At 73.7% G+C, this 17,395-nt stretch carries 9 protein-coding genes; 4 read left to right on the top strand and 5 right to left on the bottom strand.

Translation table 11 applies throughout. The annotated features are described in order from the left end of the window. Positions 1 to 130 precede the first annotated feature (130 nt). Positions 131 to 373 (top strand): mycoredoxin, encoded by a 243-nt coding sequence (locus tag ACFYWQ_RS08540; RefSeq protein ID WP_037937849.1) that lies wholly within the window; start codon positions 131 to 133, stop codon positions 371 to 373. Positions 374 to 448: 75 nt separating this feature from the next. Here ACFYWQ_RS08540 and nudC read toward each other — a convergent pair whose 3' ends face one another. The 5 genes from nudC to ACFYWQ_RS08515 all read right to left on the bottom strand — a co-directional run bounded on the left by nudC (position 449) and on the right by ACFYWQ_RS08515 (position 11,137). Then, a complete protein-coding gene (gene nudC / locus ACFYWQ_RS08535; protein WP_389514026.1) occupies positions 449 to 1,393 on the bottom strand; it encodes an NAD(+) diphosphatase in 945 nt (314 codons plus the stop codon). A 156-nt stretch (positions 1,394 to 1,549) separates the two neighbouring features. Next, positions 1,550 to 2,962, bottom strand: coding sequence for a dipeptidase (locus ACFYWQ_RS08530; RefSeq protein WP_389514024.1), 1,413 nt, complete (start codon positions 2,960 to 2,962; stop codon positions 1,550 to 1,552). Between the two features lie 10 nt (positions 2,963 to 2,972). Continuing rightward, on the bottom strand, positions 2,973 to 6,755 hold the full coding sequence (locus ACFYWQ_RS08525) for a UvrD-helicase domain-containing protein (protein ID WP_389514022.1): 3,783 nt from the start codon (positions 6,753 to 6,755) through the stop codon (positions 2,973 to 2,975). Between the two features lie 135 nt (positions 6,756 to 6,890). Continuing rightward, positions 6,891 to 10,376, bottom strand: coding sequence for an ATP-dependent helicase (locus ACFYWQ_RS08520; RefSeq protein WP_389514020.1), 3,486 nt, complete (start codon positions 10,374 to 10,376; stop codon positions 6,891 to 6,893). Between the two features lie 275 nt (positions 10,377 to 10,651). Beyond that, a complete protein-coding gene (locus ACFYWQ_RS08515; RefSeq protein WP_389514018.1) occupies positions 10,652 to 11,137 on the bottom strand; it encodes an MGMT family protein in 486 nt (161 codons plus the stop codon). A gap of 186 nt (positions 11,138 to 11,323) precedes the next feature. On the opposite strand from ACFYWQ_RS08515, the gene ACFYWQ_RS08510 reads away from it, so the two are divergent. From ACFYWQ_RS08510 to ACFYWQ_RS08500, 3 genes are all read left to right on the top strand, one after another. Next, positions 11,324 to 14,029, top strand: coding sequence for a lysylphosphatidylglycerol synthase domain-containing protein (locus tag ACFYWQ_RS08510; protein ID WP_389514016.1), 2,706 nt, complete (start codon positions 11,324 to 11,326; stop codon positions 14,027 to 14,029). Positions 14,030 to 14,103: 74 nt separating this feature from the next. Next, complete coding sequence (locus ACFYWQ_RS08505; protein WP_389514014.1) at positions 14,104 to 15,648, top strand: alpha/beta hydrolase; 1,545 nt, start codon at positions 14,104 to 14,106, stop codon at positions 15,646 to 15,648. 170 nt (positions 15,649 to 15,818) lie between these two features. Next, on the top strand, positions 15,819 to 17,381 hold the full coding sequence (locus ACFYWQ_RS08500; RefSeq protein ID WP_389514013.1) for an alpha/beta fold hydrolase: 1,563 nt from the start codon (positions 15,819 to 15,821) through the stop codon (positions 17,379 to 17,381). Positions 17,382 to 17,395 lie beyond the last annotated feature (14 nt).

Below are 17,395 nucleotides of genomic sequence, written 5' to 3'. Positions count from 1 at the left end.
TGCGGGCGTCGCGGAGGACCGGTGCGGCAGGCGTCACGTCGGGTGTGTGCCCTGGGCGGGAATGGCGGCCCGGCCGCGTGCGTTCCTTCCTCGGACGACCTTCCCGAGCTGCCAGAGGAGCGCGAGCGAGATGCAGGGCACTGTGACGATGTACAGCACCACGTGGTGCGGCTACTGCCGTCGGCTGAAGAGCCAGCTGGACCGTGAGGGCATCGCGTACACCGAGATCAACATCGAGCAGGACCCGGAGTCGGCCGCGTTCGTCGAGAAGGCGAACGGCGGGAACCAGACGGTCCCGACGGTGCTCTTCGCCGACGGCTCGACGCTGACGAACCCGTCGCTGGCGCAGGTGAAGCAGAAGGTCGGCGTGTGAGCGGCGACCGGTAGGCCGTCGGCGGCACAGCCGTGAAAGGGGGCCGTCCCGGTGGGGCGGCCCCCTTCGTCGTGGTCAGACGAAGCTGCGGGTGGGCAGGGGCTTGCCGTACCACAGCTCGATCAGGCGGGCCGCGATCGAGATGCCGTACGGCGGCAGGACCTCGCCGGACTCGAAGGCGGCGCTCAGTTCGTCCCGGGAGAACCAGCGGGCCTCGTGGATCTCGTCGCCGTCGACGTCGATGTCCACGGAGGTGGCGCGGGCCATGAAGCCCAGCATCAGGCTGGACGGGAAGGGCCAGGGCTGGCTGGCGACGTACTCGACCTGGCCGATGGTGATGCCGGCCTCCTCGAAGACCTCGCGGCGCACCGACTGCTCGATGGACTCGCCGGGCTCGACGAAGCCGGCGAGCGTCGAGAAGCGGCCTTCCGGCCAGTGGACCTGGCGGCCCAGCAGGATCCGGTCGTCCTCGTCGGTGACGGCCATGATCACGGCCGGGTCGGTGCGCGGGTAGTGCTCGGCGCCGCAGGCGGGGCAGCGGCGGATGTGGCCGGCCGCCGCGATGACGGTGCGCTCGCCGCAGCGGGAGCAGAAGCGGTGGGTGCGCTGCCAGTTCTCCAGTCCGACGGCGTGCACCATCAGTCCGGCGTCGCGCGGCGACAGCAGCAGGCCCGCCTCGCGCAGGCCCGCCGGGCGGGCGGACTGGTCGATGCGGCCGGGCAGGCCGTCCTTCTGCAGGGCGAAGTAGCTGACGCCGTCCTCGTCGATGCCGAGGAAGTAGCGGTGCGCCTCGGTCAGGGGGGCCTCGAAGGAGGGCGTCATGACGAGTTCGGTGCGGCCGTCGGCCGTCTCGTCGATGAGGACCTGGCCGCCGGAGACCACGAAGCAGCGGGTCGTGGGGTGGCTCCACGCCGCGGCGAGCCAGGCCTCGTCGAGCCGGTGGTGGGCGGCCCGGTCGACGCCGCTCGGGGCGGTGAGCGAGATGGGTCGGTCGGCGTTCTGGTCGGTCCAGGTGGTCACGGGTGCTTCCAACTCCCCCGGTGGAACGGTTGTTTTCGGCGGGCGGTTCAGCGGGACGGGCGGCGGAGGGCGGCCGGGTCAGGTGCGGTGCCGTGGGACGGGGCGGTCACTCCAGTGTGCCCCGCGCGGTGGGTCGCTCCGCAGGGAGCGGGGACGTCAGGGCGCATGGCGCCAGGTCTCCGCGAGGTCGCCCCAGAGGTGGGCGGCGGTCTCGGCGCCTTTGAGGAGCAGGTCCAGCTCGACCTTTTCGTTCGGGGCGTGCCAGCCGTCCGAGGGGACGGAGATGCCCAGGAAGAGCACGGGGACGCCGAGCACCTCCTGGAGGTCGGCGGCCGGGCCCGAGCCGCCCTCGCGGGTGAAGCGGACGGGGCGTTCGAAGGCCCGGCCCATGGCGCGGGCCACGGACTGAAGGGCCGGGTGGTCGAGCGGTGTCAGGCAGGGGCGGGTGGCCGGCAGGAAGGTGATCTCGTGCCGGATCCCGGCGGGCACCTGCTCGTCGGCCCAGGCCCGGACGGCCTTCTCGATCCGGTCGGGATCCTGCCCGGCGATGAGCCGGAAGGACAGCTTCACGAAGGCCGACGCCGGGATGATCGTCTTGCTGCCGGGGCCCTGGTAGCCGCCGCCGATGCCGTTGACCTCGGCGGTGGGACGGGCCCAGACGCGCTCCAGGGTGGTGTACCCGGCCTCGCCGTGGGCGGCGTGCGACCTGGCGGTGCGCAGCCACTGCCGCTCGTCGAAGGGCAGCTCGGCGAAGAGCTCGCGCTCGCGGTCGGTGAGGTCGAGGACGCCGTCGTAGAAGCCGGGGACGGCCACGCGCGCGTGCTCGTCGTGGAGGGCGGCGACGAGGCGGGCGGCCGCGGTGGCCGGGTTGGGCACGGCGCCGCCGAAGGAGCCGGAGTGGATGTCCTGGTCGGGGCCCGACAGCCGGATCTCGCACTCGGCGAGGCCGCGCATGCCGGTGCACACGGTGGGGGTGTCCTCGGACCACATGCCGGTGTCGGAGACGATCACGGCGTCGGCGGCCAGCCGCTCGGCGTGCTCCTCGACGAGGGCGCGGAAGTGCGGGGAGCCGGACTCCTCCTCGCCCTCGATCAGCACCTTGAGGGTGACGGCGGGGGTGGTGCGGCCGGTGGCGGCGAGGTGGGCGCGGACGCCGAGGGTGTGGAAGAACACCTGGCCCTTGTCGTCGGCCGCCCCGCGCGCGTAGAGGCGGTTGTCGCGGACGACGGGCTCGAAGGGGTCGCCGTCCCAGCCGTCCTCGCGGGCGGCGGGCTGCACGTCGTGGTGGCCGTAGACCAGGACGGTGGGTGCCCCGGGGTCCTCGGACGGCCACTCGGCGTAGACGGCGGGCGCGCCGGGGGTCTGCCAGACCTCGGCGGTCGGGAAGCCGGTCTCCTTGAGCCTGCCGGCGAGCCAGTCGGCACTGCGGCGTACATCGGGCGCGTGGTCGGGCTGGGCCGACACCGACGGGATGCGCAGCCACTCGGCGAGGTCGTCGAGGAAGGCGGCACGGTGGCGCTCGATGTACGTGCGGACGGCGCTGACCACACTGTCAACGGGATGGCTCATGGTCACGAGCCTATCGGCCCGGGCCGGCATCCTCGCCGGGCCCTTCCGCAGGGTTTTGTTGCACGCCGGGAGCCCCGGACGCGTCCGCGGACGCCTCTTCCCCCGTCAACAGGCGCTCCAGAGCGGCCCGATCGGGCAGGTGCTCGGGTCGTTCGGTCTCGCCGGTGCGGACGTGGAGGAACACCGCTGTGACGGATTCCACGGGCACTCCCGCCTGCTCGGCCCACGCGAGACGGTACAGCGCGAGCTGGAGGGGGTCGGCGGCATGGATCCGGCCGGTCTTCCAGTCGACGATCTCGTACGTCGCCGTCGCGCCGTCGCCGTCCTTGTAGACGGCGTCGATCCGTCCCCGTACGACCCGCCCGGCGAGGGCGAGCTGGAAGGGCGCCTCGACGCGGTGGGGGGTGCGGCGGGCGTACTCGGTGCGTTCGAAGGCCTCCTTGAGGGCCTCCAGGTCGCGTTCGTCGGCGATCTCCGCGTCCTGGCCGGGCAGCTCCTCCGGCTCCAGCAGGGGGAGCGTCAACTCCTCGAAGCGGGCTTCCACCCACGCGTGGAAGCGTGTGCCCCGGCGGGCGGCGGGTTGCGGGGGGCGCGGCATGGGGCGCGCGAGCTCCTGCGCGAACCCGTCGGGGTCGGCGGCGAGACGCAGCAGCTGCGACGCGGTCAGCGTCGTGGGCAGGGGTACCTCGGTGACGCTCTGCCGGGTGCGCAGGAGTTCCCCGGTGAGCGCGTCGAGGTCCCGGTCCCAGGAGGCGACGGCACGCGCCTCCTCGGGGGTGAGGGGGGCGCCCGGGGCGTGCCGGGGCTCGGGCGGGTGGGAGCGCCCGACGGGCGGTTCCGGTGCCGTGGCCTGGTGCGGGACGGTCGGCCGGGCGGGGGCCCACCCGTGCTGCCGGCCGGGGGAGGGCTCTTCCGGGGAGGCGGCGACCGCGGGCCGGCCGTCGTCGAAGGGGTCGGGCTCGTCGTGGGGCGGCTCGTCGTACGGCGGGGTGTCGTACGGCGACGTGTCGTACGGCTGCCTGTCGTCGAGCGGATCGTGGGGCGGCTCGTGGGGGGCGTCGTCGTACGGCGGTTCGTCGGCGGCCGGGGCCTCGGGGAACGGCTCCTCGGGGAACGGGTCGTCCAGGAAGGGGTCGTCCGGGAACGGGTGGTCGTACGGGGTTTCCAGGGACGGCGGCCCGTCGTGGACGGGCTCGTCCTCGTCGGCGGGTGTGGGCCAGTCCGGGTCGTCGTAGGTGCCGGGGTCGTGGTCGTGGGTGGCGGGGTGGCCGTCCCCGGCGGCGGCGAGGGCGTCCAGGTGGGCGAGGACGGTCTCGGCGGCGGCGCGGCGGCGGGCCAGGGCCGCGTCGTCCAGGGGCAGCGGCCAGACCTGGTCGGCGGTGGCCCGGTGCAGGGCCGGGTTCTCCGCGCCCTCCTCCGGTTCGTCCGCCCAGACCTCGATCTCGCCGTGGCCGGCCGCGCAGTGGTCGTGGAGCGCCTGGAGGAAGGCGGAGGGGCCGCGGGGCTTCTTCTGTGTGGGGCCCCACCAGTGGCCGGAGCCGAGGAGCAGGGAGCGGGGGCGGGTGAAGGTGACGTAGCCGAGGCGGAGCTCCTCGGTGTGCTGGTGGTCCTTCATGGCCTCGTGGAAGGCCTTCATGCCCCGTGCGTCCCAGGTCTCGATCTCGGGGAGCGTGTCGGCGTCGCCGCGCAGCCCGTGCGGCAGCACCCGGGCCTGGGCCGTCCACTTCTCGCGGCCCTGGGCACTGGGGAAGGTCCCGGTGACCAGGCCCGGTACGGCGACGACGTCCCACTCCAGGCCCTTGGACTTGTGCGCGGTGAGCACCTTGACGGTGTTCTCGCCGCCGGGCAGGGCGTTGTCGAGGCCCTTCTCGTACTGGGCGGCGGTGCGCAGGAAGCCGAGGAAGGCCAGCAGGCTCGCCTCGCTCTCGCCGGCGGCGAAGGAGGCGGCGATGTCGAGGAAGTTCGACAGGGTCTCGCGGCGGCGGGCGGCCAGGGCGTGCGGGGACGCCGACAGCTCGACCTCGAGGCCGGTGACGGCCAGCACGCGGTGCAGGACGTCCATCAGCGGGTCGGCGAGGGAGCGGCGCAGGTCGCGCAGTTCGGCGGCGAGCCGGGCGAAGCGCACGCGTGCGTCCGGGGAGAAGGGCAGCCCGTCGTCGTCACCGGCGCCGTCGTCGCCGTACAGGGGTGACTCGAGGAAGGTGTCCAGGGCGTCCGCGAGCGATATCACCTCGGACGGGTCGGTCCCCTCGACGGCCTCGGCGAGCCGCCGGTCCGGGTCGTCGGCGGCGTCCCCGCGCGCGTGGGACACCAGCAGCCGCGCCCGCCGTCCCAGGAGGGCGAGGTCGCGTGGCCCGATGCGCCAGCGCGGGCCGGTGAGCAGGCGGACCAGGGAGGCGTTGGCTCCGGGGTCCTGGAGCACCTCGCAGACGGCGACGAGGTCGGCGACCTCGGGCAGGTGCAGCAGCCCGGAGAGGCCGACCACCTCGACGGGGACGTCCCGGGCCACCAGCGCGCCCTGGATCTCCGCGAAGTCGCCGGCCGTACGGCACAGGACGGCGATCTCGCCGGGCGCCTTGCCGGTGTCCACCAGGTGGGCGATGGAGTCGGCGATCCAGTCGATCTCCTCGGCGTGGGTGGCCAGCAGGGCGCAGCGGACCACGCCGTCGCGTTCGGCGCCGGGGGCGGGGCGGAGGGCCTCCACGCCCGCGTGCATGGCGCGCAGCGGCTCGGCCAGGCCGTTGGCGAGGTCGAGGAGGCGGCCTCCGCTCCGGCGGTTCTCGCTGAGCGCCTGCCGGGTGGCGCGGCGGCCGTCGGCGTGGGCGAAGTGTTCGGGGAAGTCGTCGAGGTTGGCGACGGAGGCGCCCCGCCAGCCGTAGATGGCCTGGCAGGGGTCGCCGACGGCGGTCACCGGGTGGCCGGTGCCGTCGCCGAAGAGACCGGCGAGCAGGACGCGCTGGGCCACGGAGGTGTCCTGGTATTCGTCCAGCAGGACCACGCGGAACTCGTCGCGCAGGACACGGCCGACCTCGGTGATCCGTGCGAGGCGCGCCGAGAGGGCGATCTGGTCGCCGAAGTCGAGCAGGTCGCGTGCGCGCTTGGCGGCCCTGTAGCGCAGCACCAGGTCGGCGAGTTCCCGGCGGGCGGCGGCGGCCTCGGGCACCTTGCGCAGGTCGGCGTTGGTGAGCTTGGCGCCTTCCAGGGTGTGCAGCAGCGCGGCGTCCCAGGCGCGCAGGTCGTCAGGGTCGACGAGGTGCTCGGCGAGTTCGGAGTCGAGGGCGAGGAGGTCGCTGACGAGGTCGGCGAAGGACCGGGTGAGCGCCGGGTAGGGGCCGGGCGCCTCGCGCAGCACCCGCGCGGCGAGCTGGTAGCGGGTGGCGTCGGCGAGCAGACGGGACGTCGGTTCCAGGCCGATGCGCAGGCCGTGGTCGGTCAGCAGACGGCCCGCGAAGGCGTGGTACGTGGAGATCACCGGCTCCCCGGGCGGGTTGTCCGGGTCGATGACGTCGGGGTCGGTGACACCCGCCCTGACCAGGGCCTTGCGGACGCGCTCGGCGAGCTCGCCGGCGGCCTTGTTGGTGAAGGTCAGGCCGAGGACCTGCTCGGGCGCGACCTGGCCGGTGCCGACCAGCCACACCACGCGCGCGGCCATCACGGTCGTCTTGCCCGACCCCGCTCCGGCCACGATCACCTGCGGGGCGGGCGGCGCGATGATGCAGGCCGTCTGCTCCGGGGTGAACGGGATCCCGAGGAGCTCCTTGAGCTGCTCGGGATCGGTGATACGGGCGGGCATGACGGAGAGGCTAGCGGCGGGCACTGACAGTCGGTGACAAATCACCCCGGCGGGATGGAGGATGCGCAGGTCAGCGCGTGGGGTGCGGTCCGTCACACCGTAGGTGCCGCGGGTCCGCGGACCGCGTCCGCCATGTCACTCGACCACGTGCCGTCCCTCGGGCCGGGCGCTGCACGAGGCGCGGAAGGCGCAGTGCGTGCAGTGCTGGCCGGAGGTCGGGGTGAACCTCTCGTCGAGGACCTTGCCGGCCGCCGTGGCGAGCAGGTCGCCGATCCACTCCCCCGACGTCCCCGCCAGGGCTTCCTGGGCCTGCACCTTGGGCAGGCTCTCGCCGCCGTCCCGCTTGGCGGCGCCCTGGCGCAGCTGGACGAGCTCGGCACCGCCGGGCTCCGGGCGTACGCCGTCGAAGGCCTCGTCGACGGCGCCCTCGCGGACCGCGAGCTGGTAGACGGCGAGCTGGGGGTGGCGCTCCACCTCGCGCGCGGTGGGGGCCTGTTTGCCGGTCTTGAAGTCCACGACGTAGGCGCGGCCGTCGGCGTCCGCCTCGACCCGGTCCATCTGGCCGCGGATGCGCACCTCGTAGTCGCCCGCTTCGAGGGTGACGTCGAAGTCGTGCTCGCTGGCCACCGGCGTGCGGCCCGTGCGGTCCATGACGTGCCACTTCAGGAAGCGTTCGAGGGCCACGCGCGCGTTGTCCTTCTCCTGCGCCGACTTCCAGGGCGCGTCGAAGGCGAGCGCGTTCCACACGGAGTCCAGCCGCTCCATGAGGACGTCGAGATCGGCCGGGGTGTGCCCGGAGGCGACCTCGTCGGCGAGGACGTGCACGACGTTGCCGAAGCCCTGGGCGGCGGTGGCGGGCTCGTCGGCCTTCACCTCGCGGCCCAGGAACCACTGGAGGGCACAGGTGTTGGCGAGCTGGTCGAGGGCGCTGCCGGAGAGCACGACGGGCTGGTCGCGGTGGCGCAGCGGCACCTTGCTCTCGGTCGGCTCGAACATGCCCCACCAGCGGTACGGATGCGCCGACGGCACCAGCGGCCGGCCGTCCTCGTCGGCGAGGGCGGCCAGGCGGGCGAGACGGCGTGCGGCGGCCTCCCTGAGGGGCGCGGACGCCTCCGGGTCGACGGTCGTGGCGCGCAGTTCCGCGACGAGTGCCGCGACCGCCAGGGGGCGGCGCGGGCGGCCCGTGACGTCCCTGGGTTCGACGCCGAGTTCGGTGAGGAACCGGGAGGGCTGGTCGCCGTCCTCGGCGGGCGCCTTCACCGCCGTCACGACGAGGCGGTCACGCGCGCGCGTGGCGGCCACGTAGAACAGGCGCCGTTCCTCGGCGAGCAGGGCGCCCGGCGTGAGCGGCTCGGCGAGTCCGTCGCGGCCGATGCGGTCCGCCTCCAGGAGGGAACCCCGGCGGCGCAGGTCGGGCCACAGCCCCTCCTGGACGCCGGCCACGACGACCAGGCTCCACTCCAGGCCCTTGGCGCGGTGCGCGGTCATCAGGCGGACGGCGTCGGGGCGCACGGCACGCCGGGCGAGGGTGTCGGCGGCGATGTCCTCCGCCTCGATCTCGGCCAGGAAGTTCAGGGCGCCCCGGCCTCCGGTGCGCTCCTCCGCGCGCGCGGCGGTGGCGAACAGCGCGCACACGGCGTCGAGGTCCCGGTCGGCGTTGCGGCCGGCGGCGCCGCCTCGCCGGGCGGCCCGCTCCAGGCGCCCGGGCCAGGGCGTGCCCTCCCAGAGGTCCCACAGCGCCTCCTCGGCCGTGCCGCCGCCCGCGAGGCGCTCACGTGCCTTGCGCAGCAGCCCGCCGAGCCGCTGGGCACCGCGCGCGTACGCGGGGTCGTGCGTGACCAGCCGCTCCGGTTCGGCCAGCGCCCGCGCGAGCAGCTCGTCGGAGGGGGGCGGGAGCGGGTTGCCCGCGGCCCGTTCCTCCTCGCGCAGGGCACGCCCCAGGCGACGCAGGTCCGCGGCGTCCATACCGGCGAGAGGGGAGGCGAGGAGGGTGAGGGCGGTCTCGGTGTCGAGCCAGCAGGGATTCGCGGCTTCTGCGCCTTTTGCCGCCTCCGCCCCTTCCGTCTCCTCTACAGCCACCGCTGCCCCCGCTGCAGCCGCCGCCTCCGCGGCAGCCTCCGCCGTGACCACCTCCTCCGCGGCAGCCCCTCCCGTGGCCACCGCCTCCGCAGCGGACACCGACCCCACCCGGGCAGCCTCCGCCGTGACCACCGCCCCCACCCCGGCAGCCTCCGCCGTGGCCACCGCCCGCAGCGCTGTCAGCAGGGGGGCCACCGCCGGCTCATGGCGCAGTGGCAGGTCGTCGCCGTCGATGTCGAGGGGTACGCCGGCGGCCGTGAGGGCACGGCGGACCGCCGGGATGGTGCGCGCGCCGGCGCGGACCAGGACGGCCATCTCGCGCCAGGGCACCCCCTCCTCCAGGTGTGCCCGGCGGAGCACGTCGGCGATGTTGTCCAGCTCGGTGCCGGGCGTCGGGTACGTGAACACCTCGACGCGGCCGCCGTCGCTCGCCGCGGCGAGGTCGCGGTGGGCGCGGACCTTCTCCGCCGGGAGGCGGGTCAGGGGCATGCGCTGGGTGAGCAGCCGGGTGGCGTCCAGCAGGGCGGCGCCGGAGCGGCGGGAGGTGCGCAGGACCTGCACGGGAGCGGGGCTGCCGTCGGGGCGCGGGAAGGCGCGCGGGAACTCCAGGATGCCGTTCACGTCGGCGCCCCGGAAGGCGTAGATGGACTGGTCGGGGTCGCCGAGGGCGACCAGGGTGCGGCCGCCGCCGGCGAGCGCGTGCAGCAGCCGTACCTGGGCCGGGTCGGTGTCCTGGTACTCGTCGACGTAGACGGCGTCGTACTGCGCGGCGAGCCGCTCGGCGGTCTCGGGGCGGCGGGCGAGGAGGACCGCGCGGTGGACGAGTTCCGCGTAGTCGATCACACCGTGCAGGTCGAGGACGTCGAGGTACTCGGCGAGGAAGGAGGCCGCGGCACGCCAGTCGGGTCGGCCGATGCGGCGGGCGAAGGCGTCCAGGGCGTCCGGGTCGAGGCCGAGTTCGCGGCTGCGGGCGAGCACCGCGCGGACCTCGTCGGCGAAGCCGCGCGTGGTGAGGCAGGCGCGCAGGTCGTCCGGCCAGCGCACGTGCGCGAGGCCGAGGCGTTGCAGGTCGAGCTGGCCGGCGAGCAGCTCGCGGACGGCCACGTCCTGTTCGGGTCCGGAGAGCAGCCGCAGCGGTTCGACGAACAGGTCGCTGTCCTGCTGGGCGCGGACCAGGGCGTAGCAGTACGAGTGGAAGGTGGTCGCCCGGGGCGCGCGGGCGGCGCCCATGCGCAGCGCCATCCGGTCGCGCAGTTCCACGGCGGCCTTGCGGCTGAAGGTCAGCACCAGCATGCGCGCGGGGTCTCCGCCGCGGGCGACGCGGGCGGCCACCGACTCGACGAGGGTGGTGGTCTTCCCGGTGCCCGGGCCCGCGAGGACGAGCAGCGGGCCGGTGGCGTGGTCAACCACGGAGCGCTGCGCGGCGTCCAGACGAGGGGGATCCACCCGCTCCGGCGGGGTACGCACCAGCCGGTAAGCGCCACGGCTCCCCTGCCGCCCGCGCGGGGGCGGCAGGCGCCTGGTGGAGGAAGAGGAGCTCACGTGGTTCGCCGGTCCTGGTGGGTGTGCTGGTTGGCAGACGGCCGCTCGGGCAGAGCGGTGGTCGAGGGATGAGGGGGAGGCGTGCCGGCGACGCTACGCCGACGAGCCGCCCGGAAGGGCCGCTTCCGCTTCTTCCCTCACGACCCGCGAGGCACGTGCGGCCCGTGAGCCCCGCGTGCCCCTCGCCCTTCGAACGTACGCCATGCCACGGACGTGCCGCGTTTCCCCCGTACGGGCCACGGGGTCCCGCTGGGCGGGTCCGATGGCGGAAGCTGTCAGGTGTGACCCTCCGCTCGTTCACCGCCGTCCCATCGCGCGCGTCTCATGTCCAGGCGCGGCAGATGGCCCTCGGTGGCCCTGCCCGCCTCCCTGAGCGGCGTGCCCTCGGTGCGGTAGTGGTCGAGGGCCCGCAGTTCGTGGCCCGGCAGCAGTACCCCGTCGGCGCGGACCACGCGCCACCACGGGACGGCTCCCCCGTAGAGGGCCATCACCCGGCCGACCTGCCGGGGGCCGCCCTCCGCGAGCCACTCGGCGACGTCCCCGTACGTCATGACCCGCCCGGGCGGGATCAGCTCGGCGACGTCGAGGACCCGCTCCGCGTACTCCGGCAGCGCGTCCGCGTGCTCGGGCGGCGCGTGCTCGGGCGGCGCGTCCGCGTACCCGCCCCGTGTCTCCTCGTGCCCGCGCCCTGTCCCCGCGTCCTCCGGCGGCCTGGCGGTGTGCTCCGGGCGGGCGCCGTCCGGAAGGCTCTGCTCGCTCATCCGTCCCATCCTGCCCCACCCCACCGACAATGCGACGAGCCCGCGACGGTGCGTGAGCCTCGCCCCCGGGCGGTGCTTCGGGCAGACTGTCCGCCCCCGCGCTTGCACCCTGATGCCCCTGTGTGTCGGTGGGGCATGCCACCATCGTGCGGGCGGTGACCGGTGATACGAGATCAAGAAGAGACGATGAAGCAGCAGGGTGTGCATCCCGAGGACGCGGAGGGCACCTCTGACGCTGCGTCGCGCCCGGATCCCGCCGACGCGGCGGAACGGGACCCGGAACTCGTCGAGGTGACGACCATCGACGAGGTCGAGGGCGACGAACCGCTGCTCCCCGCGCGCGTGCACCGTCCGTCCGACCTGATGCGCCTGCTCGTGGGCGTGCTCGGCGTCGTCGTGCTGCTGGCCGTCGCCGCCTTCGCGCACGGGACGACGTCGGGCCTGGAACAGGACATCAACAAGGGCACCGGACAGGCGCCCGACCTGCTCATCAAGATCGCGGGGCTGGCGTCCAGCATCGCGATCCTGCTGGTGCCGGTGGCCTTCGCGATCGAACGGCTGATCAAGCGGGACGGGCTGCGCATCGCCGACGGCGTCCTCGCGGCGGTCCTGGCGCACGGGGTGACCCTCGCCACCGACCTCTGGGTGGCCAAAGCGGCCCCGGACTCGATCCAGGAGGCGCTCACCCAGCCCTCCCCCGGTGACATCCACGCCCTGACCGACCCCGTGCACGGCTACCTCGCCCCGGTCATCGCGTACATGACGGCCGTGGGCATGTCGCGCAGACCGCGCTGGCGCGCGGTGCTGTGGATCGTGCTGCTCCTCGACGCGTTCTCGATGCTCGTCACCGGCTACACGACCCCGTTCTCGATCATCCTGACGGTGCTGATCGGCTGGACGGTGGCCTACGGGACGCTGTACGCGGTCGGCTCGCCCAACGTCCGCCCCACCGGACGGACACTGATGGCGGGCCTGCGGCACGTCGGCTTCCACCCGGTGAGCGCCGCGCGCCAGGAGGTCACGGACACCGCGGAGACCGGCGACCGGGGCCGGCGCTACTTCGTCACCCTGGAGGACGGCCCTCCGCTGGACGTCACGGTGGTCGACCGCGAGCAGCAGGCCCAGGGCTTCTTCTACCGTGCGTGGCGCAACCTCACCCTGCGCGGCTTCGCCACCCGCAGCAGCCTGCAGTCGCTGCGCCAGGCGCTGGAGCAGGAGGCGCTGCTGGCCTACGCCGCCATCGCCGCCGGCGCGAACGCGCCCAAGCTGATCGCGACCTCCGAGCTCGGCCCCGACGCCGTGATGCTGGTCTACGAGCACACCGGCGGCCGCACCCTGGACTCGCTGCCGGACGAGGAGATCACCGACGAGCTGCTGCACGACACCTGGCACCAGGTGCGCGCCCTGCAGTCCCGGCGCATCGCGCACCGCAGGCTGGTGGGCGACGCGATTCTGGTGGATCGTTCCGGCACGGTGGTCCTCACCGACCTGCGCGTCGGCGAGATCGCGGCCGGTGACCTGCTGCTGCGCATGGACACCTCCCAGTTGCTCGTGACGCTGGGGCTTCGGGTGGGCGCCGAGCGCACGGTCGCCTCGGCGGTGAGCGTGCTCGGGCCCGACGCGGTGGCGGACTGCCTGCCGATGCTGCAGCCCATCGCGCTCAGCCGCTCCACGCGCGCGACGCTGCGCAGACTGGGCCGCGAGCGCGCGGAGCGCGAGCGTGAGGCGGTGCTGGAGGCATCCCGGCAGGCCAAGCAGGCCCGCCACGAGGCCGCCGGGACGGATGCGGAGCCGGCCCTCGACAAGCCCGGCAAGAAGGCCGAGCGCGCCGAGGCACGGGCCGAGAAGCGGGCCATAGACGAGGCGCTGGAGGAGGCCCGCGAGGAGGACCTGCTGACGCAGATCCGGCACGCGGTGCTGCGGATCCGGCCACAGGCGCCGGTCGAGCCGGCCCGGCTGGAGCGGGTGCGGCCACGCACCCTCATCAGCTTCATCGCCGGCGCCATCGGCGCGTACTTCCTGCTGACCCAGCTCACGCACATCGAGTTCGGTCCGCTCATCGCCAACGCCGAGTGGGGCTGGGTCGCCGCGGCCGTGCTGTTCTCCGCTCTGAGCTACGTGGCCGCGGCGATGAGCCTGCTGGGGTTCGTCCCTGAGCGGGTGCCCTTCCCGCGGACCGTGGCGGCGCAGGTCGCCGGGTCGTTCGTGAAGATCGTGGCGCCCGCCGCGGTCGGCGGGGTCGCGCTCAACACGCGCTTCCTCCAGCGCTCCGGGGTCCGGCCGGGGCTCGCGGTGGCGAGCGTCGGCGCCTCGCAGCTGTTCGGGCTCGGCTGTCACATCCTGATGCTGCTGTCCTTCGGCTACCTGACCGGCACCGAGAAGACGCCGTCGCTGTCGCCGTCCCGCACGGTCATCGCGGGTCTGCTGACGGTCGCCGTGCTCGTGCTCGTGGTGACGTCGGTGCCGTTCCTGCGCAAGTTCGTCGTCACGCGCGTGAGGTCGCTCTTCGCGGGCGTCGTGCCGCGCATGCTGGACGTGCTCCAGCGGCCGCAGAAGCTGGTCACCGGCATCGGCGGCATGCTGCTGCTGACCGCCTGCTTCGTGATGTGCCTGGACGCGTCGATCCGCGCGTTCGGCGACGAGACCACGTCGATCAGCATCGCCGGCGTCGCCGTCGTCTTCCTCGCCGGCAACGCGCTCGGCTCCGCCGCCCCCACGCCCGGCGGTGTCGGCGCGGTGGAGGCGACCCTCACCGTCGGTCTGATCGCCGTCGGCCTCCCCAAGGAGGTCGCCGCTCCCGCCGTACTGCTGTACCGGCTGCTGACACTGTGGCTGCCGGTCCTGCCGGGCTGGCTGGCCTTCAACCACCTGACGCGCAAGGGCGCCCTCTAGAGCGGCCGCGACAGCCGTACCTCGTACGGACCGCGCCCCGCGCGCGTGGGCGGGCACGACCCCAGGATGGGATCATGCCGAAACCTTTCCGCCCGCGTGCCCTCGCCCTGACCGCCACGGCTGTCCTGCTGTGCTCCCTGGCGGCCGGCTGCGGCGACGACACCCGGGACGGGGACCTGACGGCGCAGAAGCTGGAATGGACGGACTGCCCGGCCCCGTCCCAGGCCGAGGGCGGCGGCAGCGCGCCCTCCCCCCTGCCGGACGGCGACCCGTGGCAGTGCGCCACCATGAAAGCGCCCCGGGACTGGGACGAACCGGACGGAGACACCATCGGCATCGCGCTGATCCGGGCCGGGGCCGACGGCGACAAGAGCCGGCGGATCGGATCGCTGATCTTCAACTTCGGGGGGCCGGGCGGCTCCGGTGTCACCACGCTGCCCGCGTTCGGCGAGGACTACGCGGCCTTGCGAACCCGGTACGACCTGGTGAGCTTCGACCCGCGCGGGGTCGGCCGCAGCGCACCCGTCCGCTGCGAGAACGACCAGCAGCTCGACGCCTACTTCCAGCAGGACATGACACCGGACGACAGCGCCGAGCGCACGGCGCTCGTGGACAGCACCAAGAAGTTCAACGGCGCCTGCGAGAAGAACTCCGAGGAGATCCTGCCGCACGTGCGCACCACCGACGCGGCCCGCGACATGGACCTCATGCGCCAGGTCCTCGGCGACGACAAGCTCCACTACTTCGGCATCTCCTACGGCACCGAACTGGGCGGCGTGTACGCCCACCTGTTCCCGAAGAACGTGGGGCGTGCCGTCTTCGACGCGGTCGTCGACCCCACGCAGACGCCCGAGCAGAGCTCGCTCGGACAGGCGGGGGGCTTCCAGCGGGCGCTGGACAACTTCGCCGAGGACTGCACGTCGAAGGTCGAGGACTGCCCCGTCGGGGACACGGCACAGGAGGTGAAGGACCGGATCGCCGAGCTGCTCGACGAGCTCGACCACAAGCCGATCCCGGGCATCTTCCCGCGTGAACTGACCCAGACCGCCGCGACCAACGGCATCGCGCAGTCGCTGTACTCGCAGGACTTCTGGCAGTACCTCACCGAGGGACTGGAGGAGGCGTACGCCGGCAACGGCAGGATCCTGATGCTGCTGTCCGACGCGATGAACGGCCGCAGCGAGAACGGCGAGTACAGCAACATCACCGCGGCCAACATCTCCATCAACTGCTCGGACGACAAACCCCGGTACTCCGTCGCCGACGTGCAGCGCGAGCTGCCCCGGTTCCGGGCCGCGTCCGGCGTGTTCGGGGACTTCCTGGCCTGGTCGATGCTCAGCTGCACCGACTGGGCGGTGCCGGGCGCCGCCGACCATCCCGACGTGTCCGCGCCCGGTGCGGCACCGATCCTCGTGGTCGGCAACACCGGCGACCCGGCCACCCCGTACGAGGGCGCGCGCAAGATGGTGGCCGCGCTGGGCGAGGGCGTCGGGGTCGAGCTGACGTACCGGGGTCAGGGGCACGGCGCCTACGACAGCAAGAACAAGTGCGTGCAGGCGGCGGTGAACGGCTATCTGCTGGACGGGAAGGTGCCGGCCGCCGGGACGGTCTGTTCCTGAGGCCCACCGGCCCGCGGGGCTTCCGGCGACCCTTCGATCACATCCGGAGCATGACAAAGCGCCAGGTCAGAGGGTTATCCACAGGCTTCGGCAGTCGCGGCCCGATCCGCCTACTATGGCCTGACAGCCGTCCGCCGCCCGAAGCGGACGGTCCGCTAGGGGGAGTGCACATGGCGCGATTCGTACAGTGGACGGCGCTCGGCGCCGCCGCCGCGCTGCTGGTGGCGGGGTGCAGCGGCGGCACGTCGGACGGGGGCGACGGCAAAGGGAGCACGACGGACGCGCAGGCGTCGGCCGACCCCTCCGGCACGGCGGGCACGACAGCGGCGCTGCCCGCCTCGCTGACCGGGCAGAAGCTCGCCTGGGGGCAGTGCGAGGACAGCGCCGACGCCCCCGCGCCGGGCGGCGAATGGCAGTGCGCGACGCTGAAGGTGCCGCTGGACTGGTCGAAGCCGGGCGGCGAGACGATCGACCTGGCGATGATCCGTGCGCGGACGAGCGGCTCGGAGAACCGGCGCATCGGCTCGCTGCTGTTCAACTTCGGCGGCCCGGGCGGCTCGGGCATCTCCACCCTGCCGTCCTACGGCTCCACGGTCTCCTCGCTGCGCGAGCGCTACGACCTGGTCAGCTGGGACCCGCGAGGGGTGGGTGCCAGCGAGGGCGTCCGCTGCCGCAGCGACAAGGAGATCCAGGCTGCCGAGTCCGTCGACTCCACCCCGGACACCTCGGCCGAGGAGCAGGCCTACCTCGAGGACGCCACCGACTTCGGCGAGGGCTGCGAGAAGGCGGCCGGCCCGTTGCTGGCGCATGTCTCGACCACCGACACCGCCCGCGACCTGGACCTCATGCGGCAGGTCCTCGGCGACGACGAGCTCCACTACTTCGGGATCTCCTACGGCACCGAACTGGGCGGCGTGTACGCCCACCTGTTCCCGAAGAACGTGGGCCGGCTGATCCTCGACGCGGTCGTCGACCCGACCGCCGACACGGTGGGCCACGCGAAGAACCAGACGAAGGGCTTCCAGCTCGCACTCGACAACTACCTGAAGTCGACCGGCCAGGACCCCGAGCAGGGCAGCGCGAAGATCGCGGCCCTGCTGAAGCGGATCGACACGAAGCCCCTGCCGACGTCGTCCGGGCGCGAGCTGACCCAGACCCTCGCGGTGACCGGCATCGTCCTGCCGCTGTACAGCGAGCAGGGCTGGCCGAGCCTGACCAGCGCCCTGGAGTCGGCGGAACAGGGCGACGGCTCCGAGCTGCTGACGCTCGCCGACGCCTACAACGAACGGGACGCCGAGGGGCACTACGGCACCATGACCCACTCGCAGCGGGTCATATCGTGCCTGGACGACAAGCAGCGGCCGACGCTGGAGCAGACGAAGAAGCTGCTGGCGGAGTTCGAGGAGATCTCGCCGGTGTTCGGCACCTTCCTGGGCTGGGACACGGCCGGCTGGTGCCACGACTGGCCGGTCGCCGGGCAGTTCGACACCCCGGACGTGAGCGCGCCGGGCGCGGCGCCGATCGTGCTGGTCGGCAACACCGGGGACCCGGCGACGCCCTACGAGGGCGCGCGGAAGATGGCGGACGAGCTCGGCAAGGACGTCGGTGTGCTGCTCACCTGGAAGGGCCAGGGGCACGGGGCGTACGGGAGCGGCAGCGACTGTGTCGACTCGGCGGTGGACGGCTACCTGCTGAACGGCACGGTGCCGAAGGACGGCACGGTCTGCTCATGACGGCGGCGGGGGCC

Source organism: Streptomyces sp. NPDC003247, from assembly GCF_042888135.1.
Classification (GTDB): Bacteria; Actinomycetota; Actinomycetes; order Streptomycetales; family Streptomycetaceae; genus Streptomyces.
Note: the sequence above shows the minus strand (reverse complement) of the source record. Positions and strands in the feature narration are given on the sequence as shown.